Origin of the sequence: Mesorhizobium sp. YM1C-6-2, from assembly GCF_003666685.1 — a bacterium.
GTDB lineage: Bacteria > Pseudomonadota > Alphaproteobacteria > Rhizobiales > Rhizobiaceae > Mesorhizobium_K.
In genome coordinates this window covers 353,958-376,889 of the sequence record NZ_RCIZ01000003.1, presented here as the reverse complement: position 1 = coordinate 376,889, position 22,932 = coordinate 353,958, and the positions used below count along the sequence as shown (strand labels likewise).

General features: G+C 66.2%; 27 protein-coding genes. 15 read left to right on the top strand and 12 right to left on the bottom strand.

The genetic code is table 11. The features are described from left to right. Positions 1-40: 40 nt before the first annotated feature. The gene (locus D8676_RS10530; protein ID WP_121580820.1) at positions 41-1,099 is read left to right on the top strand and encodes an alpha/beta hydrolase; all 1,059 of its coding nucleotides are present in this window, start codon (positions 41-43) and stop codon (positions 1,097-1,099) included. Here the strand turns inward: D8676_RS10530 and pyk are convergent. Both pyk and D8676_RS10520 read right to left on the bottom strand, forming a co-directional pair. Continuing rightward, positions 1,074-2,549: a pyruvate kinase gene (gene pyk / locus D8676_RS10525; RefSeq protein WP_121580819.1), complete on the bottom strand. Its 1,476-nt coding sequence runs from the start codon at positions 2,547-2,549 to the stop codon at positions 1,074-1,076. The two genes, D8676_RS10530 and pyk, sit on opposite strands and share 26 nt — an antisense overlap. Further along, entirely contained in the window at positions 2,546-2,971 is a 426-nt protein-coding gene (locus D8676_RS10520; protein ID WP_245426743.1) for a DUF1036 domain-containing protein, read from the bottom strand. The genes pyk and D8676_RS10520 overlap by 4 nt, the downstream gene beginning before the upstream one ends. Before the next feature lie 286 nt (positions 2,972-3,257). Here D8676_RS10520 and D8676_RS10515 point away from each other — a divergent pair, with 286 nt between their 5' ends. The 4 genes from D8676_RS10515 to D8676_RS10500 all read left to right on the top strand — a co-directional run bounded on the left by D8676_RS10515 (position 3,258) and on the right by D8676_RS10500 (position 6,721). Beyond that, positions 3,258-4,064, top strand: a complete 807-nt coding sequence (locus D8676_RS10515) for an N-formylglutamate amidohydrolase (protein ID WP_121580817.1) — start codon at positions 3,258-3,260, stop codon at positions 4,062-4,064. A gap of 15 nt (positions 4,065-4,079) precedes the next feature. Beyond that, entirely contained in the window at positions 4,080-4,388 is a 309-nt protein-coding gene (locus D8676_RS10510) for a DUF1244 domain-containing protein (protein ID WP_121580816.1), read from the top strand. A gap of 123 nt (positions 4,389-4,511) precedes the next feature. Continuing rightward, entirely contained in the window at positions 4,512-4,772 is a 261-nt protein-coding gene (locus D8676_RS10505) for a DUF2312 domain-containing protein (protein ID WP_121580815.1), read from the top strand. A gap of 110 nt (positions 4,773-4,882) precedes the next feature. After that, positions 4,883-6,721 (top strand): mechanosensitive ion channel domain-containing protein, encoded by a 1,839-nt coding sequence (locus D8676_RS10500; RefSeq protein ID WP_121580814.1) that lies wholly within the window; start codon positions 4,883-4,885, stop codon positions 6,719-6,721. 10 nt (positions 6,722-6,731) lie between these two features. On the opposite strand, the gene D8676_RS10495 is transcribed toward D8676_RS10500, so the two are convergent. From D8676_RS10495 to D8676_RS10490, 3 genes are all read right to left on the bottom strand, one after another. Next, positions 6,732-7,217: a class I SAM-dependent methyltransferase gene (locus tag D8676_RS10495; RefSeq protein ID WP_121580813.1), complete on the bottom strand. Its 486-nt coding sequence runs from the start codon at positions 7,215-7,217 to the stop codon at positions 6,732-6,734. Positions 7,218-7,326: 109 nt separating this feature from the next. After that, positions 7,327-7,464, bottom strand: a complete 138-nt coding sequence (locus D8676_RS27270) for a hypothetical protein (protein WP_183097053.1) — start codon at positions 7,462-7,464, stop codon at positions 7,327-7,329. A 122-nt stretch (positions 7,465-7,586) separates the two neighbouring features. Next, on the bottom strand, positions 7,587-8,519 hold the full coding sequence (locus tag D8676_RS10490) for a tyrosine recombinase XerC (RefSeq protein ID WP_121580812.1): 933 nt from the start codon (positions 8,517-8,519) through the stop codon (positions 7,587-7,589). A gap of 74 nt (positions 8,520-8,593) precedes the next feature. Here D8676_RS10490 and rimM point away from each other — a divergent pair, with 74 nt between their 5' ends. Both rimM and trmD read left to right on the top strand, forming a co-directional pair. Continuing rightward, positions 8,594-9,196: a ribosome maturation factor RimM gene (rimM, locus tag D8676_RS10485; RefSeq protein WP_121580811.1), complete on the top strand. Its 603-nt coding sequence runs from the start codon at positions 8,594-8,596 to the stop codon at positions 9,194-9,196. Continuing rightward, positions 9,193-9,894 carry a tRNA (guanosine(37)-N1)-methyltransferase TrmD gene (trmD, locus tag D8676_RS10480; protein ID WP_121580810.1) on the top strand — a complete coding sequence of 234 codons (702 nt, stop codon included), beginning with the start codon at positions 9,193-9,195 and terminating at the stop codon, positions 9,892-9,894. Before rimM ends, trmD begins: the two co-directional genes overlap by 4 nt. Here trmD and D8676_RS10475 read toward each other — a convergent pair. Beyond that, positions 9,876-10,631 carry a sulfite exporter TauE/SafE family protein gene (locus tag D8676_RS10475; protein WP_121580809.1) on the bottom strand — a complete coding sequence of 252 codons (756 nt, stop codon included), beginning with the start codon at positions 10,629-10,631 and terminating at the stop codon, positions 9,876-9,878. The two genes, trmD and D8676_RS10475, sit on opposite strands and share 19 nt — an antisense overlap. A gap of 331 nt (positions 10,632-10,962) precedes the next feature. Here D8676_RS10475 and rplS point away from each other — a divergent pair, with 331 nt between their 5' ends. From rplS to D8676_RS10450, 5 genes are all read left to right on the top strand, one after another. Then, positions 10,963-11,487 carry a 50S ribosomal protein L19 gene (gene rplS / locus D8676_RS10470; RefSeq protein WP_121580808.1) on the top strand — a complete coding sequence of 175 codons (525 nt, stop codon included), beginning with the start codon at positions 10,963-10,965 and terminating at the stop codon, positions 11,485-11,487. 218 nt (positions 11,488-11,705) lie between these two features. Then, positions 11,706-12,497 (top strand): transporter substrate-binding domain-containing protein, encoded by a 792-nt coding sequence (locus D8676_RS10465; protein ID WP_121580807.1) that lies wholly within the window; start codon positions 11,706-11,708, stop codon positions 12,495-12,497. Continuing rightward, positions 12,478-13,020 carry a GNAT family N-acetyltransferase gene (locus D8676_RS10460; RefSeq protein ID WP_245426713.1) on the top strand — a complete coding sequence of 181 codons (543 nt, stop codon included), beginning with the start codon at positions 12,478-12,480 and terminating at the stop codon, positions 13,018-13,020. Before D8676_RS10465 ends, D8676_RS10460 begins: the two co-directional genes overlap by 20 nt. A gap of 2 nt (positions 13,021-13,022) precedes the next feature. Beyond that, positions 13,023-13,847, top strand: a complete 825-nt coding sequence (locus D8676_RS10455) for an amino acid ABC transporter permease (protein WP_121580806.1) — start codon at positions 13,023-13,025, stop codon at positions 13,845-13,847. Continuing rightward, positions 13,844-14,473, top strand: coding sequence for a class I SAM-dependent methyltransferase (locus D8676_RS10450; RefSeq protein ID WP_121580805.1), 630 nt, complete (start codon positions 13,844-13,846; stop codon positions 14,471-14,473). The genes D8676_RS10455 and D8676_RS10450 overlap by 4 nt, the downstream gene beginning before the upstream one ends. Before the next feature lie 12 nt (positions 14,474-14,485). Here D8676_RS10450 and D8676_RS10445 read toward each other — a convergent pair whose 3' ends face one another. The 5 genes from D8676_RS10445 to sdhC are packed head-to-tail and all read right to left on the bottom strand — an operon-like array spanning position 14,486 to position 18,538. Continuing rightward, a complete protein-coding gene (locus D8676_RS10445) occupies positions 14,486-15,118 on the bottom strand; it encodes a DUF480 domain-containing protein (protein WP_121580804.1) in 633 nt (210 codons plus the stop codon). Positions 15,119-15,120: 2 nt separating this feature from the next. Further along, entirely contained in the window at positions 15,121-15,900 is a 780-nt protein-coding gene (locus tag D8676_RS10440) for a succinate dehydrogenase iron-sulfur subunit (protein WP_121580803.1), read from the bottom strand. 16 nt (positions 15,901-15,916) lie between these two features. After that, entirely contained in the window at positions 15,917-17,749 is a 1,833-nt protein-coding gene (gene sdhA / locus D8676_RS10435; protein WP_121580802.1) for a succinate dehydrogenase flavoprotein subunit, read from the bottom strand. A gap of 1 nt (position 17,750) precedes the next feature. Next, positions 17,751-18,143 (bottom strand): succinate dehydrogenase, hydrophobic membrane anchor protein, encoded by a 393-nt coding sequence (gene sdhD, locus D8676_RS10430; protein WP_183097052.1) that lies wholly within the window; start codon positions 18,141-18,143, stop codon positions 17,751-17,753. After that, on the bottom strand, positions 18,140-18,538 hold the full coding sequence (sdhC, locus tag D8676_RS10425) for a succinate dehydrogenase, cytochrome b556 subunit (RefSeq protein WP_121580800.1): 399 nt from the start codon (positions 18,536-18,538) through the stop codon (positions 18,140-18,142). The genes sdhD and sdhC overlap by 4 nt, the downstream gene beginning before the upstream one ends. 399 nt (positions 18,539-18,937) lie before the next feature. Here sdhC and D8676_RS10420 point away from each other — a divergent pair, with 399 nt between their 5' ends. The 3 genes from D8676_RS10420 to D8676_RS10410 are packed head-to-tail and all read left to right on the top strand — an operon-like array spanning position 18,938 to position 21,637. Then, positions 18,938-19,354: a hypothetical protein gene (locus D8676_RS10420; protein ID WP_121581084.1), complete on the top strand. Its 417-nt coding sequence runs from the start codon at positions 18,938-18,940 to the stop codon at positions 19,352-19,354. 55 nt (positions 19,355-19,409) lie between these two features. After that, on the top strand, positions 19,410-20,729 hold the full coding sequence (locus D8676_RS10415; protein ID WP_121580799.1) for a hypothetical protein: 1,320 nt from the start codon (positions 19,410-19,412) through the stop codon (positions 20,727-20,729). Continuing rightward, a complete protein-coding gene (locus tag D8676_RS10410; protein ID WP_245426711.1) occupies positions 20,726-21,637 on the top strand; it encodes a hypothetical protein in 912 nt (303 codons plus the stop codon). The genes D8676_RS10415 and D8676_RS10410 overlap by 4 nt, the downstream gene beginning before the upstream one ends. Here the strand turns inward: D8676_RS10410 and D8676_RS10405 are convergent. Beyond that, positions 21,624-22,829: a GGDEF domain-containing protein gene (locus D8676_RS10405; protein ID WP_121580798.1), complete on the bottom strand. Its 1,206-nt coding sequence runs from the start codon at positions 22,827-22,829 to the stop codon at positions 21,624-21,626. The genes D8676_RS10410 and D8676_RS10405 overlap by 14 nt on opposite strands. Positions 22,830-22,932 lie beyond the last annotated feature (103 nt).

Sequence of the window (22,932 nt, the reverse complement as noted above, 5' to 3'; positions counted from 1 at the left end):
GCGACCGGTATCGTCGTCTCAAGGATTCTGCCCGGCCTCCATGCATCTCCTCGTCGTCGCGTTCGCGCTTCTGATCGCGCTGCTCCTGCTGCTAGCCACCATGACGCGCGTCAACGCCTGGCTGATCGAGCGGCGCCACCCACCCGTCGGCGGCTTTGCCGAGGTGGAAGGCGTGCTGCTGCACCATGTTCATGTCCCGGCGCCCGAAGGATCGGAACTTCCGCCGGTGGTCTTCATCCATGGCGCGAGCGCCAACCTCAACGACCAGATGGTACCCCTGAGGCCGCTTCTGGAGGGCAAGGCGGAGATGCTTTTCGTCGACCGCCCCGGCCATGGCTGGTCGGGGCGCAGCAAGGGCCATGAGGAACAATTCGAACAGGCCGCCCTGATCGCCGGCCTGATGGATCGGCTGGGCGTCGGCCCCGCCATCGTCGTCGGCCATTCCTTCGGCGGCTCGGTCGCCGCTGCGTTCGCGCTCGCCTATCCGGAAAGGACGAAGGGCCTGCTGTTTCTGTCGGCCGCGACCCATCCCTGGCCCGGCGGGAAGACCTCCTGGTATTATCACCTGACCATGTTGCCGGTTCTCGGCTGGCTGTTTTCCGAAACTGCCGCCAGCCTCGCCGGCTCAACGCGCATCGGGCCCGCCGTCACCTGTGTCTTCGCGCCCAATGCGGTGCCCGAAAACTACCTGTCGCGCGCCCAGATTCCGTTGGTGCTCAGGCCGCGGGCGTTCCGGGCCAACGCCGCGGATGTCGATGGCCTCTACCGTTTCGCGCTCGCCAATGCCCCGCGCTACCGCGAGATCGCCGCGCCGACCGTGGTGATCTCTGGCGATGCCGACACGGTGGTCTATGAGGAAGTCCATTCGCTCGGGCTGGCGCGCGACATTTCCGGCGCGGAGCTGGTCTGGATCGAGAATCTCGGCCACAAGCCGGACTGGATAGCGCCCGACCTCGTCGTCTCGGCGATCGAGAAACTCGCCGGCCGGCCGCATGACCTTCAGTCGATGGGCAGGACCGTCGAAGCGCGTATCGCCGACGACCGGTTCGGCGCTGGCTGCGCGGCGACGGAACCTAGCGGGGAGCTTTCTGTGGCGTGATCTTGCCGCGCTCGGGATCGACCGAGCCCTCGTCGATGCCGATATAGGCGATGCGCAGCATGTTGGTGGAGCCCGGCGTCCGCAGCGGCACACCCGCGGTGATGATGATGCGGTCGCCCTTCTTGCCGAAATTCTCCTCATGCGCGATCCGGCACGCCCGGTCGACCATGTCGTCGAGATCGCGGGCGTCCGGCGACACGACGCAATGCGTACCCCACAGAAGCGACATGCGCCGCGCCGTATTGACGATCGGCGACAGGGCGATGATCGGCACCTGCGGCCGTTCGCGGGCGGCGCGCAGGCCCGTCGTACCGGAAGCCGTGTAGGTGACGATCGCCGACAGCTTCAGCGTCTCTGCGATTTCCCGCGCCGCCAGCGAGATGGCGTCGGCGCCCGTCGCTTCCGGCTTGGAGCGCTGCGCGTTTATGATGCCTGCATAGAGCGGATCGGTCTCCACCTTGGTGGCTATCTTGTCCATCGTCGCCACCGCTTCGACCGGATAGGCGCCGGCGGCGGATTCGGCCGACAGCATGACTGCGTCGGCGCCCTCGAAGACGGCGATCGACACGTCGGACACTTCGGCGCGCGTCGGCACCGGCGCGGTTATCATCGATTCGAGCATCTGCGTCGCCACCACGACCGGCTTGCCGGCGCGGCGGGCAGCGCGCGTGATCTGCTTCTGGATACCCGGCACCGCCTCGAGCGGCATCTCGACGCCGAGGTCGCCCCGCGCCACCATCAGCGCGTCGGAGAGATCGATGATCTCGGCCAGCCGGGCCACCGCCTGCGGCTTCTCGATCTTCGACATCAGCAGCGCCCGGCCACGCGCGATCTTGCGCGCCTCGGCAAGGTCGTCGGGACGCTGGATGAAGGAGAGCGCCACCCAGTCGACGCCGGCTTCAAGCACCGCGTCGAGGTCCGCCCTGTCCTTCTCGGTCAGCGCGCCGACAGGCAGGTCGGTGTCCGGCAGGCTGACGCCCTTCTTGTCCGAGATCGACGTTCCCGCCACCACCGTCGTCACGATCGACTTGCCGTCGCAGGTCACAGCCCTCAGTTCGAGCTTGCCGTCGTCGATCAGCAGCCGGTGCCCCGGCTCGACCGAGCGCAGGATTTCGGGATGCGGCAGGTAGACGCGCGAGGCGTCGCCGGGCTCAGGATTGTCGTCCAGCGTGAACGTCTGGCCGGGTTTCAGCGTTTCGCGGCCGTTGGCGAATTTGCCGACGCGCAGCTTGGGGCCCTGCAGGTCGGCCAATATGCCGATCGGCCGGCCGACCGCCTCCTCCACCGAGCGGATACGCGCAACAAGCGTGCGCATCAGCTCGTGATCGGTATGGCTCATATTGATGCGGAAGACGTCGGCGCCCGCTTCGAACAGCCTTTTCAGCATGGCCTCTTCGGAGGAGGCCGGGCCTATCGTTGCGAGTATCTTGACGTTGCGGGTTCGTCTCATGGAGTAGTCTGTCCCGTGGCGGCGGCTTCGCCGTCCGTTGCGGGCTCGTCGGTCAGCTGAACCATCCAGCTTGCCTGCTCACCCGTGTCGTATTCCTGGAAGCCGGCGCGCTGGAATCCGCGCGCGAAGCAGTCGTTGACGCCGGCGATCTTGAACTCTTTTTCGGCCACGCACATGTTGATCGGGCCGTCCCAGCGACCACCGCGCTCGGCGTCTTCTGCATAAAGATAATAAAATCTGGATGACAGCGGGCCCTCGATCAGCGTCTTGCAGCTCGATCCCTCGATGTGCCACCAGCCTTCGGTGACCCAGCCCGCCTTGGCCCGATAGCCGATGCCGACGCCGACGAGATTCTGCGTCGCGTTGCAGACGCGGAAATCCGCGCGTGTCTCTGTCGTACCCATCGCCGAGAAGCCGATCATCGCGAGGAAAAGCAACGGCAGGGACGACGCAAATCGAATGCGTTGCCCACCGGCACAAGCCATCCTCGAACCCCTTATTCGTTTCAGAAGCATCGTCAGGCGCCCCTTTTCGGCAAAGTCGGGTCGCATGTCAACGCGCGCAGCCACCCGTATCCAATCGATTAGTATGCCCACGCGGCGCATCTTGACGCCCCCCTCAGAATTCCTTGAAAAGCTTGGCCAAACAACGGCATTGTGGCGGTGATCCACCCCTAAGTTCACGGCTCCCGCTCCATATTGTGAATCCATGACCCGCACGGCTGTCTTTGCCCCTTTTGAAATCGTTGAAGGCGACCGCGCCAGCGGCCTTGTGCTCGTCGCCGACCACGCCCGCCGCGACCTGCCGGAGGAATATGGCGATCTCGGCCTGCCGGCCAACGAGTTCGACAGGCACATCGCCTATGACATCGGCGTCGAGATGGTGACGCGGAAGCTGGCCGCGCTGACCGGCGCACCGGCGGTGATCGCCGGCTTCTCGCGGCTCCTGATCGACCCCAACCGCGGCGAGGACGATCCGACGCTGATCCGCCAGCTCTATGACGGCACCGTCGTGCCGGCGAACTACCCTATGGCGCCGGAGGAGCGGGAGCGGCGGCTCGACCTTTTCTACCGGCCCTATCACGACGCGGTAGGCGCGATGGTCGCGTCTGTCGCCGCGGCCTCGGGCAAGGCACCCTTCATCTTCTCGGTGCACTCCTTCACCCCGATTTTCCAGGGCTTCGTCCGGCCCTGGCATGCAGGCGTCCTCTGGGACCTCGACGACCGCGTGGCGCACCCGCTGATCGACGCGCTCGCCGCCGACCCGCTGCTTATCGTGGGCGACAATGAACCTTATGACGGCGCGCTGCGCGGCGACACCATGTACCGCCACGCCATCGTCAACGGTTTCGCTCATGCGCTGCTCGAGATCAGGCAGGACCTGATCGCCGACGACGGCGGGGCCGAGGAATGGGCCGGCCGCCTCGCCCCCATCGTTGACGCGCTCAACCGCCGGCCCGATATACATGAGGTCAGGCAATACGGCTCGCGGACCGGGCCGCTGACATTGATTTAGGGAAGGATCGTCGCCATGGCCGACCCCACCGAGACCCAGCAGCGCGATTTCGAGGCTGCCGCCTTCCGCCGCCTGGTCGAGCATCTGCGCGAACGCACCGACGTTCAGAACATCGACCTGATGAACCTCGCCGGCTTCTGCCGCAACTGCCTGTCCAACTGGTATCGCGAAGCGGCCGAGGCGGAAGGCGTGTCGCTCTCCAAGGACGAATCGCGGCAGATCGTCTATGGGATGCCCTATGCCGAATGGCAGCAGAAGTACCAGACGGAGGCTTCCGACGCGAAGAAGGCGGCCTTCGAGATCAATCGCCCCAGGGATCACTGAGCGCACCTGGCGCTCCCGGAAGGGAAACATCTGGCCACTTGACCCTCCGATCCGCTTCAGGCATCGAACCGCTGCCTGCCGCGCTGTACGAGTCGCGCGCCGATATATAGCCAGGAGTATTTGATGGCCGACGAGATCACCGAGACCAGCCAGACCGTGGCCGCCGGCCAGTTGCGCGCCTTCATCGAGCGCATCGAGCGCCTGGAGGAAGAGAAGAAGACGATCGCCGACGACATCAAGGAAGTCTATGCCGAGATGAAGGGCACCGGCTTCGACACCAAGGCCGTGCGACAGATTATTCGCCTGCGCAAGCAGGACCAGGCCGAGCGGCAGGAAGCGGAGGCGATCCTCGACCTCTACATGGCCGCGCTCGGAATGACTTAACCCTCCCCGCAAGAATTGGCGCGGGGTCGCCTACTGCATGTTGTTCCCGGACAATTCCCCCTATAGTCCCTTCAGCGGGCAGTTGGGGGAAAGCCAGCTTCGAGGGGAACATGGCAGAACAGGCAGCAGCGCCAGCATCGGCTGACGTCACATCCATCATAGCCGGAGCCGAGCAGGTCATGGGCCGCTTCGTCAGCGGTCTCGACGCGCGCGTGAGCGCGCTCGCAGGCACAAGCCGGGAACTCGGAGCGCTGCATGCCTCCTTCGCGGCCGGCGGCACGAGTGCGGCCGCCCTGTTCCTCAAGATATTCGTCGTGGTGGTCGTCACCGCCGGCGTCTTCCTGCTCTGCCGGCGCTGGTTCCGGCGCGACGATGCGGGGGCGTGGCGACGCCTTTTCTCCATACTCGCTGCGGCCATTGTCGCCGTCGTCGCCGGCGTGGTCGCGCAGCGGCTGCTTCCAGCGGAAGGGCTGGCGGTGCGCACGTTGCGAATCTGGATAGTTGTCACCGCGGCCGGCATGCTGGCCATATTCACGATCCGGGCGCTGCTCACGAAATCGGGCTCCCATCAGGCCGGGCGATTGGGATGGCTTGCGCGCGATCTCTCGGTCGCCTTGGGCTGGAGCTTCTTCGGCATGGCCGTCATGGCCACGCTGAGGTTGTGGGGCGCCGGTCTCGGACTTCGCGACGTTTTCTCCAGCCTGATGCTGGCTCTGCCCGCGTTCGCCCTCTTCATCTGGACGGTCTGGCGTCACCGCAAGACCCTCGCGGCCGCAGTCGCCGGAGTTAAGCCTCGCAGCCGGTGGCGCGGCTGGCTCGCGCGCATTTGGCCGGGGCTGGTCATCGGCTTCCTGATCGTGACGTTCCTCACGACTGAGATCGCGCTGACGCTGGGCGTTCCGCTGCCGGGCGGCACGGTTCTCTTCACAGTCGTGATCTTGCTGCTGATGCCGCATCTCGACGCGCTGATCGCCAGCAGGGCCAATCTGGCACTGGAAGCCGAGAGCGCCTCGATCATCGGTGTGGCCTTGCGACAGACGGTGCGCTTCGCCGTGCTCATCGTCATGTTCACGATGCTCGGCGCCATATGGGCCTCGCCGCTCGCATCCGGCTTCGGTATCAACCTTCGCAGCATCACCACGGAGGCCTTCCATGTTGCGCTGATCGCCACGGCGGCGGCGTTCCTGTGGAGCCTGCTGGTCACCGCGATGGCCCGTATCGCGCAGCGCGACAGACATGACGCGCACGGTACGGCGGCCGCTTCCCCGCGCTCGCGCCTGGGCACGCTGGTGCCGCTGCTCTCTCTCGTCGGCAAGTCGGCCATCGTCACGCTGGCGCTTCTCTCCGTGCTGGTGTCGCTGGGCGTCAACGTCTGGCCGCTCATCACCGGCCTCAGCGTCTTCGGCCTGGCGATCGGCTTCGGCTCGCAGACGCTGGTGAAGGACATCGTCTCGGGCCTATTCTTCCTGGCCGACGATGCGTTCCGGATCGGCGAGTACATCGAGACGTCGGGCGCCAAGGGCACGGTCGAGAAGATCTCCGTGCGTTCGGTCACGCTCCGCAATCCGCGCGGACCGGTGGCCACGGTGCCCTATGGCCAGATCAGCAAGGTCGTGAACTTCAGCCGCGACTGGGCCATCGAGAAGATCCAGTTCCGCGTCGCCATCGACACCGACGTCGAGCTGCTGCGCAAGCTGTTCAAGAAGATCGGCCAGGATCTTCTCGAGGATCCGGAACTGGCGCCGGGCCTGCTCGAGACCTTCAAGAGCCAGGGCATATCCAACGTCGAGGACGGCACGCTGGTCGTGCGCGGCAAGTTTGTCGCCAAGCCCGGCAGCCAGACGCTTATCCGCCGCGCTGTGCTCAAGGCCGTGCTCCAGGCCTTCCGCGAGAACAACATCCGCGCCGTGCCTAAGCCCCTGACGGGCGATCCCGTCGCGGCTGTATGAAGCGTGCCGGCTAGCTGCCGGTTCGCCGGTAGAGGAAATAACGGCCCGGGCGGACGCCCTCGGGAAGAGCGAGCGGTGCGAGTTCTGGATGATCCAGGGGGACGCCGCTCGCCGCGATTCCGTCCGGGGCGAGCAGGCTGACAGCCAGTTCAGGCAGCCAGCGCAGGTTCATTTCGTCGAGATCGTCATAGCCGCTGCCGATGTCGGCATGCACCAGCGCGGCGCCGATGCCTGCGAAGGACCGGGCGGTTTCGCTGATCTCGCCGAGGATCAGGTCGCCCTCGGGAGGCAACGACCTGAGATTGGCCGCGTTGACCCGGTCGAAGGCGATGATGCGCCGGTCCGGCAGCCTTTCGCGCAGGTGATCGTAGGTGCGGCCGTTGCCGAGCCCCAGCTCGATCACCGGTCCGTCGCCAAGCGTCATGTCCTTGCAGATCATGTCGAGTATGTCGCGCTGCGCCGTCAGGCGGCGGATAAAACTTTCAAGGCGGCTCATGGAAGGCTTTCGGGGCTGACGGCGGCTGCCACTGGAGACAGCACCTGATACCGGCGCAATTCACGCGCGGCAATCCCGGCCACATGCCGAACCCTCGGTGAGCGGAAGTTCAGAACTGGATATGGCCCGCTGCGGCAATGAGGGTCGCCAGGAACACGCCGAGAAACAGCAGGTTTCCGCCTGCGATCAGCTTCAGCGCAAGCGGCGCTGCACGGTCGGCTATGGCGATGGCGCGCTTTCGGTTCATGGGCGGATGCTAGCCGGCAATTGCGCTAGAAACCGTTAACGGGCTTCCGAAAACCCTAAGCAATTCCAGGAACGTAAGCCTCGGTTTCCGTGTGGAATGCGGCAACAACACGGACGGAAGGATCATGCCCGCGGATGTGCTGAATCGTAGATTTCGAGCAGCCGCGCCGTGTCGACGCCGGTGTAGACCTGCGTCGTCGACAGGCTGGCATGGCCGAGCAGTTCCTGGATGGTGCGCAGGTCTCCGCCGCGTCCCAGCAGATGCGTGGCGAAGGAATGGCGCAGCGCATGCGGCGTCGCCGTGTCGGGCAGGTTGAGCGCGGAGCGCAGCTTCCGCATCTCGCGCTGGATGATCGCGGGGTTGAGCGGGCCGCCGCGCGCGCCGCGAAAAAGCAGCCCGTCCGGATCGAGATGAAACGGGCAAAGCCTGCGATATTCGGCGACCGCCTTCTGCGCGAGCGGCAGCACAGGCGCCAGCCGCGTCTTGCCGCCCTTGCCCGTGACGCGCAGCACGCCGGCGCCAGGCATCTCGCCGGCCTTGACCGCCAGCGCCTCGGAGATACGCAGTCCGGAGCCGTAAAGCAGCGTCAGTACTGCCGCGTTGCGGGCCGCGATCCACGGCTCTTCGGCAAGCTGCTCGCTCAACGAAACGACGCGTCGCGCGTCGTCGGCCGTCAGCGGCTTCGGCAGCGATTTCGGCTGCCTCGGCGCGCGCAGCGCCGTCGCGCCGGCCGCATTGGCAAGGCCACGCCGCTCCAGGAAGCGCAGCAGCGAGCGGATGCCGGCAAGCCCGCGGCCCAGCGTGCGCGCGCCGGCGCCCGCCGAGCGCCTGTGGGCGAGGAAACCGCGCAGGTCTGCCGTGCGCAGCGCCGCGATGTCTTTAAGTCCGGGAGGTCCGCTATTGTGCCCGGTCAGGAACTGCAGGAACTGCCGGCTGTCGCGCTCATAGGCTTCGACCGTCTCCGGCGACAGCCGGCGTTCTTTCGCCAGGGCCTCCAGCCAGTGCTGGCGCGCCTGCTGCAGGTCGGCTTTCGCGGAGATCAGGAATTCCTGCATTGGCAGTCTGCATCCGGTTGGACTAAGTCAGTGTTGACTTAACGAAGTTAGCAACCTGTGAAGCTCTGCCTATTCTGATGAAACCTAAGAACCCCGTCCAGATGGCCGTCATCGGTGCCGCCCACGGCATCAAGGGCGAGCTGCGCGTGAAAACCTTCACCGGCGATCCGCTGGCGCTTGCCGACTACGGCCCGCTCTATGCCAGGGACGGGCGCGCCTTCGAGGTGGAAACGATCCGGCCGGCCGGCGAAGTGGTGGTCGTCCGTTTCAAGGCCGTCGGCGACCGCACGACAGCGGAGCGGCTGACAGGCACCGAATTGTTCGTCGACCGGTCGGTTCTGCCCGCCGAGGAGGAGGATGAATTCTATCACGCCGACCTGGTCGGGCTTGCCGTGCGCGACGAGACAGGCGTCGAGGCCGGCCGCGTGACCGCCGTGCAGAATTATGGCGGCGGCGACATCCTCGAAATCGCCTGGCGCGGACGCAAGGGTCTGCTCATCCCCTTCTCGCAGGCCGCCGTGCCGGAGGTCGACGTCGGCGCGGGCTTCATCCGTGTCGACCCGGCCGCCGCCGGCCTGGTCGAGGACGCCGACGGCGACGGGGAACCTGACGAGCCCGGCCGGTTCAATCCGAACGCACGGCCGCGCGGGCCCCGGGAGGCGGGCGGCAACCGATGAGCTTCCGCGCCACCGTCCTCACCCTCTATCCCGAGATGTTCCCGGGCGCGCTCGGCCTGTCGCTCGCCGGCCGCGCGCTGGAGCGCGGCGACTGGTCGCTGGAAACCGTCCAGATTCGCGACTTCGCTGCCGACCGGCATCGCACCGTGGACGACACGCCTGCCGGCGGCGGCGCCGGCATGGTGATGCGCGCCGACATTCTGGCAAGGGCGATCGACCACGCGTCGCCGCAGGGCGATCCGCGTCCGCGTCTGCTCATGAGCCCGCGCGGCAAGCCGCTCACCCAGGCCAAGGTGCGCGATCTCGCCGCCGGTCCCGGCGCGGTGATTCTCTGCGGCCGTTTCGAAGGCGTCGACCAACGTGTCATCGACGCCCGCGGCCTCGAGGAAGTGTCAATCGGCGACTTCATCCTGTCCGGCGGCGAGCCGGCCGCGCTGGTGCTTCTCGACGCCGTCGTGCGGCTCCTGCCCGGCGTCATGGGCAACGAGGCGTCCGGCGAGGAGGAGAGCTTCGAGAACGGGCTCCTCGAACACCCGCACTACACAAGGCCGCAGGAATGGGAAGGGCTGCCCATCCCCGACGTGCTGACCTCAGGCAATCACGGCAGGATCGCCAGATGGCGGCGCGACGAAGCCGGGCGTCTGACCGCCGAGCGGCGGCCGGACCTGCTCGCCGCTTCTCAGCCGCGCATGAAATAGTAGCCGGCGAGGAAAAGGCCGACCGCCACGACGAAGGCCCGCACCGCCCCCTGCGGCACGCGCCTGGCCGTCCAAACGCCCAGCCAGCCGCCGATCGCGACGCCCGGCACCATAGCTGCCGCTTCAAGCCAGGCGACGACGCCGCCCGAGGCGAAGATCACGATGGCCACGGCGGCGATCACGATCGACAGCATGTTCTTCAGCGCATTCAACCGGTGATAGCCGCCGCCCTCGGTCAGCCCCAGCGTCGCCAGCATCATCACGCCCATGCCGGCGCCGAAAAAGCCGCCATAGATCGAGGTGACGAACTGCGTGATCTTGCTGGTCATGGTCGAGCCGCCGCTTTGCGGCCGCTCCTCGACGCCGGCGGGCTTCAGCCAGGGGCCTGCCGCAAACAGCGCTGTGGCGGCCAGGAGCAGCCATGGGACCAGCGTGGCGAAAGCGGGATTGTCGAGCGACAGCAGGATCAGCGACCCGATGCTGGCGCCGATCACCGAAATCACGGCCAGCGCCACCGCGCTCCTCCAGCTCTGGCGGATGTCTGCCCAATAGGCCAGCGTGGAGGTGATGTAGCCCGGAATCTGCCCGATGGCCGAGGTGGCGTTGGCGGAGATCGGCGGCAGGCCGGCGAATGTCAGCGCCCCGAAGGTGAGGAAAGTGCCGCCGCCGGCGATGGCGTTGACGATGCCCGAAAGCAGGCCGGCAACAAAGAGCAGAAGGATGGTCGAAAGCGTCAAGGCTGGCCCCGTTGGCGGCAAACGGGGCCGCAGGGATCGCATAGCCCGGTTCTTGCCTATATTGAAGCCTCTAGCAGGAGTGATCTTGCCGGCGCTGCCGAAACGGCAAAAATGTGCTACGGGACGTGACAACGCCGAACTTTTGGTGTATCGCCCCGCCCGAACCTGAGGAGCTTTCCTCCGGACCCGTCATAAGGACGGTGAATTCGCCCCTGCTTCTTCCGGCCGTCTGGCGGGAAATGCATAGCCGAGCGGCCGGGATCGGAAGATCCGAGACTGCAAGGCGAGCGTCGGGCGCTCTGGCTGTCGAGAAGCAAGAAAGGTACATCCGATGGACATCATCCGTCAGCTAGAGGCCGAGCAGGCCGCCAAGATCGAAGCCAAGCGCAAGCTTCCCGAATTCCAGCCGGGCGACACCGTCCGCGTCCAGGTGCGCGTCACCGAAGGATCGCGCACCCGCGTCCAGGCCTATGAGGGCGTCGTCATCGCCCGCTCCGGCGCCGGCCTCAACGAGAACTTCACCGTCCGCAAGATCTCCTACGGCGAAGGCGTGGAGCGCGTGTTCCCGGTCTATTCGCCGCTGGTCGAGGCCGTCGAGATCGTCCGTCGCGGCAAGGTTCGCCGCGCCAAGCTCTATTACCTGCGCGACCGCCGCGGCAAGTCGGCCCGCATCTCCGAGAACACCGGCGTGCGCGCCCGCAAGCTGAACGACGCCGAGCGCGACGCGCTGCTGGCCGAGAAGGCGAAGCTCGAGGCCGAGAAGGTCGCCGCTGCAGAGGCCCTGGCCGCCGAGAAGGCAGCGCAGGAAGCCGCCGAGAAGGCAGCGGCTGCCGAGAAGGCTGACGCCGCCGAATAAGGCTGGCTGCATGTTCAAGCGAAAAGGCGGCTCCGGCCGCCTTTTTCTTTGGTCATCGCGCCGGCGCTGCATTCCTCGCACGCAGCGTCTCCGGCAAAACGGTTCTCGATTCGGCTCCCGGGATGCACTGCCGCCGCTTGCAAGCGCGCGCGCCGTCCCGCTACAGTCTGGCCGAAGGCTGCTTGCTGGCGGCAGGGGTTTGGTTTGAGGAGCGGAACATGAGGAAACTAGTTGCAGCGCTCGCCGGTCTCGTCGCCGGCGCTTTCCTGGCCGGCGCGGCCGGCGCCCAGGCGCTGCCCGACCTCGGCGGCAAGACCGTCGTGGTGGTCACCGAGAACGCCTATTTCCCGCTCCAGTTCGTCGACCAGAAGACCGGTCAGCCGGTCGGTTGGGAATATGATGCGATGGCTGAGCTCGCCAAGCGGCTGAACTTCAAGGTCGAGTACCAGAACACCTCCTGGGATGCGATGATCCAGGCCGTTTCGGACAAGCAGTACGACATCGGCATGACCGGCATCACCATCAAGGACGACCGCAAGGAGAAGGTCGACTTCTCCGATCCCTACATGAAGTCCGAGATCTTCATGCTGGTGCGCGGCGACGAAAAACGCTTCACCGACGCCAAGAGTTTTGCCGCCGACGAGAAGCTGTTGGTCGGCGCGCAGGCCGGCACCTCGCCCTTCTACGTCGCCGTCTACAATGTGCTCGACGGCAACGAGGCCAACCCGCGCATCAAGCTGATGGAGACATTTGCGGCGACCGTCGAGGCGCTGAAGGTCGGCGACGTCGACCTCGTGCTGACCGACAGCGCGGCCGGCAAGTTCATCGCCGACGGCTCGGGCGGCGCGCTGAAGATGATCGGCGAGCCGCTGCAGGCGGAGGAATTCGGCTTCATCTTCCCGAAGGGCTCCGAACTGGTTGCGCCGATCAACGCCGGCATCGCCGCGCTCAAGTCCGACGGCACTTTCGACAAGCTCACCCAGAAATGGTTTGTCGACTACAGGCCGTGACCCGCTGCTGATGGCTGCCGAAACGGTAAGATACGAGATCGCAGGATACCGGCCGGGAGCGCTCGCGGCCATCGTCGGGCTGCATGCCGGCTACTATGCGCGGCACTGGAATTTCGGCCTGCCCTTCGAGACCAAGGTCGGCGCCGAGCTTGCCGAGTTCCTGGCGCGCCACGACGCCGAACGCGATCTTTTCCTCGTCGCCTATCTGGATGGCGATGCCGTCGGCTCGGTCATCATCGACCAGACCGGCGGCGGCTCTCAGGGCGCGCATCTCAGATGGTTCATCGTCGGCGAGCAGATGCAGGGCAAGGGGCTCGGCGCCGATCTTCTCGGCCGCGCGGTCGGTTTCTGCGACGAGCGCGGCTACGAGCGCATCTGGCTCACCACCTTCGCCGGCCTCGACGCCGCACGCAGCCTCTATGAACGCTTCGGCTTCTCGCTGACCGGCGAGACCGAGACCGACCAGTGGAGCGGCGGCGTCACCGAGCAGATTTTCGAGCGTCTTTTGCCGGTCCGCCGCTGATCATGCCGGAGGGTTCGCCGGACCGGAGGGGCAGGGCCGAGTTTCCGTGGTGGCTGGTGGCGGCCCTCGTCCTGGCGGCAGCCGCCGCCGTCGCGATCTTCACCAGCGATCTCTACAGCCAGGTCTTCGCCACCGTCGCCAAGGGGATCGGCATCACCATCGCCGTCACGCTTGTCTCCTTCGCCGCGGCGTCCGCGATCGGCCTCGGCATCGCGCTCATGGCGCTGTCGGGCTCGTCCGTGCTCCGGCAGACCGCGCGTTTCTATGTGGAAATCATCCGCGGCATCCCCATCCTGGTGCTGCTCTTCTGGATCGCCTTCGCCGGCGTGCCGGCCTTCGTCGCCGGCTGGAATTTCGTCACCGCCCCGTTGCAGCAGGCGGGTATCGCGGGCGAGCTGCAGGTGCGCGACGTGCCGCTGCTGTGGCGCGCCGTGCTTGCGTTGATGATCGGCTATTCGCCCTTCATCGCCGAGGTCTTCCGCGCCGGCATCCAGTCCGTTGGCGCCGGCCAGATAGAGGCGGCCAAGGCTCTCGGCCTGTCGCGCTATCGCCGCTTTCGCCACATCGTCATGCCGCAGGCGATCCGCACCATCCTGCCGCCGCTCGGCAACGACTTCATCGCGCTGGTCAAGGACAGTTCCCTTGTCTCCGTGCTCGGCGTCGCCGACATCACCCAGATGGGCAAGATCTACGCCGCCGGCTCATTCCGCTTCTTCGAAACCTATTCGATCGTCGCCTATATCTATCTTATCCTGACGGTCGGCCTGTCGATCGCGCTGCGCGCGCTCGAGCGGCGGATGCGCCAAAGGGGAGGAGGAAGCGGATGAATCCGGAGAAATCCGCGCTGGAAGAGGTCTATGCGGCGAACTCCGCCGGGGAACTCGCGTCGGCCTACGCGAAATGGTCGAGCGGCTACGACCGCCAGACGGTGGAGCTCGGCTACTGCCTGCCCTTCATCATCGCCGGCTGGGTGGCGCGTTACGTGCCGGTCAGGAACGCCCCCTTGCTCGACGCCGGCTGCGGAACCGGATTGTCCGGTCCCTATCTCCGGGCGCTCGGCTACGACGCGATCGAGGGGCTCGACTTCTCGGAGGAGATGCTTGGCCTCGCGCGACGGCGAAACGCTTACAGCGCCCTGAAGCGCGCGACGCTTGGCGAGACGCTGCCCTGGCCGGACGACTACTTCACGGCGTTCCTGTCGACCGGCGTGTTCACCGAAGGACACGCCCCGGCATCCAGCCTCGACGAACTTGTGCGCATCGCGCGACCCGGCGGCCATGCCATTTTCACCGTTCGCGACAGCGTGCTCGAAAGGGACGGGTTCCTGGACGTCTTTAGCCGGCTTGAACAGGCTGGACGCTGGCGGCCCATGGAGGAAAGCCCGCCTTTCCGGGCCTTCGCCATCGCCGAGCCGGACGTGCTGGTGAAGGCGTTCGTGTTCGAGATCCTCTGACGCCGGCGGCGGTCAGTCGCCGGCGAGGATGCGCAGCTTCTCCGTCAGCTCGGCCACCTGCCGCTCCAGCGCTTCGACGCGTCCTTCCAGATCCGACGAATAGGATGATGCGACAGCGCCCGAAGCAGGGGCGGCCGTTGCCTGCACCGGTCCGGTGAGAAGCTGTGCGTAGCGGTCCTCGCGCTGGCCGGGGCCGCGTTCGATCAGTTGCAGCAGCGGCGGCCGCCGGCCGATCAGAAGGTCGAGGTCCCCGCGCAGCTGATCGACCGACTGGAAACGCGCCATGCGCTCCGAGCGCGCCATCAGCTCGTGCGCCGTCTGCGGTCCGCGCAGGAGAAGCAGGCCGATGATGGCGATCTGCGGCTGGGTGAGCGAGAATTTCTGCGGCAGAACATGCTCGTAACGCTCGACCCGCGTCGCCGAAAGTTGGCGTACCAGCCCTTTCTCGATGAGCATCTTCAGCGCGCGGTAGACCTCGGTCTGGGCGAGCTCCATCACCGGCTCGCGCGCCGTCTTCTGGTTGGCCGCCGCGAGCGCGCCGTTCACTGTCAGCGGATAGACGTCGGGCGTCAGCTCCTTCTTCTCGATCAGCGAACCGAGTATGCGGGCTTCAGCAGGATTGAGGATGGGAAGGTCGTCCGACAAGATCAGACCCTTCTCTCCACCATCATCTTCTTGATCTCCGCGATCGCCTTGGCCGGGTTCAATCCCTTCGGGCAGGTCTGCGTGCAGTTCATGATGGTGTGGCAGCGGTAGAGGCGGAACGGATCCTCCAGATTGTCAAGCCGCTCGCCGGTTGCCTCGTCTCTCGAATCGATCAGCCAGCGGTAGGCCTGCAGGAGCACGGCAGGTCCGAGATAGCGCTCGCCGTTCCACCAGTAGCTCGGGCAGGCGGTCGAGCAGCAGGCGCAGAGGATGCACTCGTAGAGCCCGTCGAGCTTCTGCCGGTCCTCGTGGCTCTGCCGCCATTCCTTGGCCGGCTCGGGCGACACGGTCTGCAGATAGGGCTGGATCGAGGCGTGCTGGGCGTAGAAGGTGGTGAGGTCGGGCACGAGGTCCTTCACCACCTGCATGTGCGGCAGCGGATAGACCTTGACCGCGCCCTTGATGTCGTCGGCACCCTTGGTGCAGGCCAGCGTGTTCGAGCCGTCGATGTTCATCGCGCAGGAGCCGCAGATGCCCTCGCGGCAGGAGCGGCGCAGCGTCAGCGTCGGGTCGATCTTGTTCTTGATCCACAAAAGCGCGTCGAGCACCATCGGCCCGCAATCGTCCATGTCGACGAAATAGGTGTCGACGCTCGGATTGCCGCCTTCGTCGGGGTTCCAGCGATAGATCCGGTATTCGCGCAGATTGGTCGCGCCTTCCGGCTTCGGCCAGGTTTTGCCCTGCTTGATCTGCGAGTTCTTGGGAAGGGTTAGTTCAACCATTCGAAGCCGTCCCTTCTCAATACACCCGCGCCTTGGGCGCGATCTTGGCCGGGTCGATGCCGCCCTGGTCGTAGGGCAGCATGGTTTCGGTGTGCACCGGCCGGTAGCTGAGCGTCACCTTGCCGTCGGGCGCCACATGCGCCAGCGTGTGCTTGCGCCAGTTCGCGTCGTCGCGGTCGGAGAAATCCTCGCGGGCGTGCGCGCCCCGGCTCTCCTTGCGCGCCTCGGCGCCGTGGACGGTGGCGATGGCGTTGGCCATCAGGTTTTCAAGCTCCAGCGTCTCGACGAGGTCGGAGTTCCAGATCATCGAGCGGTCGGTGACGTGCAGGTCCTTCAGCTCGCCCCAGATCTCCGATATGCGCTTGCAGCCGTTCTCCAGCGATTCCTGCGTGCGGAACACCGCCGCGTCCTCCTGCATGGCGCGCTGCATCTTTTCGCGCACCACAGCGGTCGGCGAACCGCCGCTGGCATGGCGCAGCCGATCGAAGCGCTCCATGATCTTCTCCACCGCAGCGTGGTTGATCGCGGGCGCCGGCGCTTCGCGGTCGACGACCTGGCCGGCGCGGATCGCCGCGGCGCGACCGAAGACGACCAGGTCGATCAGCGAGTTGGAGCCCAGCCGGTTGGCGCCGTGCACCGAGGCGCAGCCCGCCTCGCCCACCGCCATCAGGCCGGGCGACACGCGGTCGGGGTTGTCGGCGGTCGGGTTCAGCACTTCGCCCCAATAATTGGTCGGGATGCCGCCCATGTTGTAGTGGACCGTCGGCAGCACCGGGATCGGTTCGCGGGTCACGTCGACGCCGGCAAAGATCTTGGCCGACTCCGAAATGCCCGGCAGTCGCTCGTGCAGCACGGCCGGATCGAGATGGTCGAGATGCAGGAAGATGTGGTCCTTGTTCCTGCCGACGCCGCGGCCTTCGCGGATTTCCATCGTCATGCAGCGCGAGACGACGTCGCGGCTCGCAAGGTCCTTGGCGGAGGGGGCATAGCGCTCCATGAAGCGCTCGCCTTCCGAATTGACGAGATAGCCGCCCTCGCCGCGCGCGCCCTCGGTGATCAGGCAGCCGGCGCCGTAGATACCGGTGGGATGGAACTGGACGAACTCCATGTCCTGGAGGGGAAGCCCGGCCCGCGCCACCATGCCGCCGCCGTCGCCGGTGCAGGTATGCGCCGACGTCGCCGAGAAATAGGCGCGGCCGTAACCGCCGGTGGCGAGCACGACCATCTTGGCGGAAAAGCGGTGGATGGTGCCGTCGTCTAGGTTCCAGGCGACGACGCCGGTGCAGCGCCCGTCCGGCTCCATGATCAGGTCGAGCGCGAAATATTCGATGAAGAATTGCGCATTGTGCTTCAGCGACTGGCCGTAGAGCGTGTGCAGGATCGCATGGCCGGTGCGGTCGGCCGCCGCGCAGGTGCGCTGCACCGGCGGTCCGTCGCCATAGTTCATCATGTGGCCACCGAACGGCCGCTGGTAGATCTTTCCTTCCTCGGTGCGCGAGAAGGGCACGCCGTAGTGCTCGAGTTCGTAGACCGCCGCCGGCGCCTCGCGCACCATGTATTCCTGCGCGTCGGTGTCGCCCAGCCAGTCCGACCCCTTGACGGTGTCGTACATGTGCCACTGCCAGCTGTCGGGGCCCATGTTCTGCAGCGAGGCGGCGATGCCGCCCTGCGCCGCCACCGTATGCGAGCGCGTCGGGAAGACCTTGGTGATGCAGGCGGTTTTCAGTCCCTGCTCGGCCATGCCGAGCGTGGCGCGAAGCCCGGCGCCGCCGGCGCCCACCACGACGACGTCGAACGTATGGTCGATATAGGTGTAGGCAGGCTTCGTGCTTGTCGAAGACGCGGTCACATCAGCCCCCGAATGCAATTTTCAGAAGGGCAAACAGCGAGGCTGCGCCGATCAGGATCGTGAAGAAGGTGTTGAGGATCAAGAGCACCAGCTTGTTCAGCTCGTTGTGCGCATAGTCCTCGATGATGAGCTGCATGCCGAGCCGCATGTGATAGAGGCTGATCAGCACGAACAGCCCGACGACGAAAGTCGTGGGCGGATATGAAAGCGACGCCTTGATCTGGGCGGAGTCCGCGCCGCGCAACGACACGATCCAGCCAATCACGAAAAAGGCGAGCGGGACCAGCGCGATCGCCGACAGGCGGATCAGCCAGAAATGGTCGGTGCCTTCCTTGGCGGAGCCGAGGCCGCGCACTCGGCCCAGAGGGGTTCGCATGTCGCTCATCTTCGTCACCCGGCCGTGAAATAAAGGGCCCAGAGGGCAAGCGTCAGCACCACCGAGCCGATCAGCGTCGCCCACCCGAGCTGCGATGCCGTGTGCTTCTCGAGGCCGACGCCGGTGTCCCAGATCAGGTGCCTTACCCCGCCTAGGAGATGCAGGAACAGCGCCCACGTGTAGCCGAACAGCACGAGCAGCCCGAACCACGATCCGACCAGGCCGTCGACGAAGCTGAAATAGCTCTCCGACGTCGCCGCGGCGATCAGCCACCAGGCGACCAGCAGCGTGCCGACATACAGCGCACCGCCGGTGATGCGGTGCAGGATCGACATCGTCATGGTGATGGGCCAGCGATAGACCGTCAGATGCGGTGAAAGCGGTCTTGCTCGGGTGGCTGCGGCCTTGCTCATGGCTCCCCCAGATAGGCGCCTATCGCTGCCCTTCCGGATAAACATGACGGGCGCGGTTTGCGACGTTTGCTGCCCGCTTCCCTAAAACTCTTTTTGCACCGCGTCAAAGTGCGAAAACCGTTCCGGCGCGGATATTTAGCCCCGACAGCCCCATGCGCGAGGATGGATCGCCTGCTTCAATCGATTTGAACCGGGCGGCCCGTCTGTTGCAGCGCAAAATGAGCCGGAGAGGTCGAATCAGCTTCCGCCGCCGCAACACCGCTCCGTCGATATTAACCATGTTTGCCGAAGCCGTGACCGGCATCCGGCCTTGAGCTATTAACAAAGCTTAAGAAAAGGTTAACTTGTCGGCGAGGAGGCGAAGGGCGATTGCCCTGACCCGCACGAAGGATGACGCGCATGCGTTCGAGACTGAGTGGACTGAGCTTCCTGCCGCTCGCCCTTGCCCTGGTGGCCGGCGGGCTCGCCGTTCCCGCCTATGCCGGCGGCGGCCCCTACCACGACCGGATCTATGCCGACAGCTTCGGCAATCTCGTCGTCCACAGCCGCAGCGGCTACAAGCGCATCGTCGTCGGCCAGGGCCATCTTGCCCGGGAACTCGCCAGCTACGAAGGAGCCGCCAGCCCGGACGGCGTCGTCTATTACAACGACGACGAGGCCGTGCCCTACGAGTGCTGGAGGCCGGCCGTCCTGCTCAAGGGCCGCAGCTACATGTACGGCCTCGAAGACGGCGAGCTGCCGGATCTCCCCGGCAAGTGGTGCGGCGGCCGCGAACACGCCGCGCCCGGCGCCGCGATCAGACGCGTCCAGCCCTGATTTGGTCATCTTTCTGCGTCCCGTTGCGGGGCGCACGCGTGAGAGTTGAGGACAGATGAGCCGCGCCGTTCAGACACGCCGCCTGAAGGAGCATATTGCGTCCCTCGAAACGATGACGCGTTTCGTGCTGGCGACGCTGGCGCTTGGCAGCGGCGTCTACACCTATCTCGGCGTCCGCTCGCTGCTCGACGGTTCCGCGACCCTCGTCTTCTTCGCCGCCGTCATCTACTCGGTGTCGGTCTCGGTCGCCATGTACGGCTTCTGGATCTACCTGATCCGCTTCCTTCCCGAGATGCGGGACGGCGGATCGCGCCTGGCGCTGGTCGGCATCATGGCGGTCGGCTGCGCCATGATCGTCGCCATGTCGTCCTGGCTGAACGCCGCCGCGCTCGCCGGCTCTGCGGCCGTGGAACAGCATCTCGCCGTCACCCTTGAGGACTACACGGCGGATCTCGACCAGGCCCATGGCAATGCGCTCGGCGCACTGTCCCTGCTGCCCGACATCCAACGCGCGTCGGAGCGTTTTGCCAGGCTTGCCGCCGACGAGCAGGCGACGGGCGCGCTGACCGGCACGTCGGGATCGGGCAGCGTCGTGCAGTTGCTCACCCAGATGTCGGCGCAGATGAACGAGCTCGCCGCGACCATCGAAGCTTCGCGCGAGACGGTGCAGAACGGTTTCACCGAGGGCCAGTCACATCTTGCGACCATGCGCGGCCTCGTATCGGCGCCGGGTCCGATCGACCAGCGCTCGGATCAGTTCGCGGCCGAGGCCGTCAAGCTCACCGGCGTCATCGCGGCGCTGGAGCAGACATCGATCGCGCCGTCGGTGATGCGCGCCGCGGCCGACCTCTCGGTGGGCTTCATCGCCCCGGTCGCGGACGGCTCGACCGGCGATCTCGCAGGCCGCCAGGACCTGGTCATGGCGACCATCCGCACCTCGGTGGAAGCACAGTCCAAGGCGCTCGCCGACGCCGCCGGCGAAATCCTCGCCCAGCCGAAGGTGCCCGAACGCCGCTATGTGCCCCTGACCTCGGCTGAAGCCGTCATCCGCTATGCCGCCGACTTCATCCCGAGCTGGGCCGGCGCGATCTCCATCGACCTGCTGCCCGCCGTGCTGGTCGGCGTGATGTGCGTCGTGCATGCGGCCATGCGGCGCGGCGAGGACGATATCGAGGAGGCCGACCGCATCACCGCCGGCGACATGATGCGCTCGCTCGATCTGCATGAAGCTCTGCTCGCCCGGAGACAGGCTGCCGCAAGGCTGGAGGCCGCCCAGGAACAGCAGCAGCCCGCGGCTTCCGCCGAACCTGTCCCGCCATCCGCCGAGAACGTCACGCCGCTGACGCTCGGCGAGCGCAAGCGGAGCGATCCATGAGCGAAGTCCAGCCGCTTCCCGGGGCCTTGCCTGCTTCCCTGGACGGTGCGCCGCGGCGGCGGCGCAACCCCATCGTCCGCTATTTTGCGCGCTTCGATGACGGCGAGGTCGTGCGCTGGGTCTTCCGCGGCATGCTTCTCGGTGCCATCGGCGTGCTGGCGCTCGACCTCAACGAACTGTCGCGCGAGAACGGCTGGTGGGCTCCCGAAGCCTCAATGCCCGCCGCGCCTTCCGATCCGATCCTGCCGCCGGTCGTGCAGACCGACACGCCGCTGCCGTCCGGCGATCCGCGCCGCTTCGTCACCACCGGCGAGGAGATTCTTGCCCGCCCGATGACCTTCACGCTGCAGGGCGACGGCGTGCTCGCCGCCGAAGGCAGCATCGATCAGGGCGCCGCCGCCCGTTTCGCCGCCGAGATCGAGGCGCGCGGCGAATACGTGAAGACCGTCTCGCTGAACTCGCCCGGCGGTGCACTCGACGACGCCATGGCGATGGCCAGGCTGGTGCGCGGCAGGGGCATCGCGACGCAGGTCGCCGACGGCGCCATCTGCGCCTCGTCCTGCCCGCTCCTCCTCGCCGGCGGCCTGACGCGGACCGCCGGGCCGATGGCGGCGGTCGGCGTGCACCAGTTCTACGCAGCCTCGCAAGCTACGACCGCGCCGGCCCAGGCCATGGCGGATGCGCAGGCGACGACCGCGCGCATCTCCCGCCATCTCATCGACATGGGCATCGACCCGACGCTCTGGCTGCACGCGCTCGATACGCCGCCGCAGGCGCTCTACTATTTTTCGCCGGAGGAGCTTGCGAAGTACCGGCTGGTCACCACACCTATAGCCACTGCCCAGAAGGTGGCGCCGGGAAAAGCCGAAACCGGCTCCGCGACCAAGCCGGGCCTCACACCAGGCTGATCGCCGCGCCCTTGTCGTCGCCGCGCCGGCCGCTTGGCCTCGGTGCGATCTTCACGCAGTCGCGGCCGCTGTTCTTCGCCAGATAGAGCGCCTTGTCGGCACGCCCCATGAGGTCGGAGATCGTCTCGCCCTTTGCGCGCTCGGCGACCCCGAAACTCGCCGTGAAGCGTTTCGTCGCCGGCAGGCCCTCCACCATCAGTCCGCCGAAGGCATTCCTCGTGCCCTCGGCGAAAAGCCGTGCCGCGACAAGATTGGTGCCGGGCAGCAGAACGGCGAATTCCTCGCCGCCGACCCGCCCCGCCACATGGTGCTCGGCCATGGCAGAGCGCAGGAATCCCGCAAAGGTCACGATAACCGCGTCGCCGGCCGCATGGCCGAAGCTGTCGTTGATCGACTTGAAATGATCGAGATCGGAGATCACCAGCGAGACCGGCACGCCCAGCCTGTCGGCTTCCAGCAGCGCTCTCGCCGCACGGGTTTCGAAGCCTCCCCGGTTGAGCAGCCCCGACAGCGTATCGGTCTGCGATCGCGTGTCGGCCTCGGCCAGCACGTCGCGAACGAGGATGACGAGCAGCATCAGCGCGACGGCTATGGCGAAGATCGTGCCCATCGACTGGGAGAACAGCGCGTAATCGGTCCTCACATACTGGTCGGGGCTGGCCCCTGTGCCGCCGAAGCTCGCCAGGAGGAAAGGCTTCGACAGGAACTGCAGCGCGCTTCCTGCCAGCAGGACCATGAGCACGTTGTCGACCGGCGCGCGGATCTTGGCTTGTGCGACGATCCCCGTCGCGATGGCCTGCATGATGAAATAGGGCGACTGGTAGAGCAGCATCCGCACGAAGGACTCGCGCGGCATGTCCTGCAGGAAGTAACAGCCGACGAGCGACGCGACGAAGATGACCGCCATGATCGTCCACGGCACCGGCACCGCATATTTTCGGGCGATGCCGACGTTGAACGCCGTGAAGGCGGCGAGCAGCGCGGCGTAGGAGGCAAGCACGAGCACCGTCGAGGTGCCGACGGTCGCGATAACCAGTTCGAGCAGGAAGTTCGCCACCCCGATCGCGTAACCGAGGGCCAGCCATCGCGCGGATTCCCGTCGTCGGTCGTAGGCGGCGATCGCCATGAACGCCGCGGCGAGCAGCCCCGCGACGAACATGTTGATGGTGAGAATGAAACCCGCGCCCGTCATGATCAGCGATACATTCTTTCAGCCCATTGGATCACGCGCCGACAAAGAAGCCGTTAATATCTGACATCGAAACCGATAAGTCATCAACGTCTGGTTGCGCACG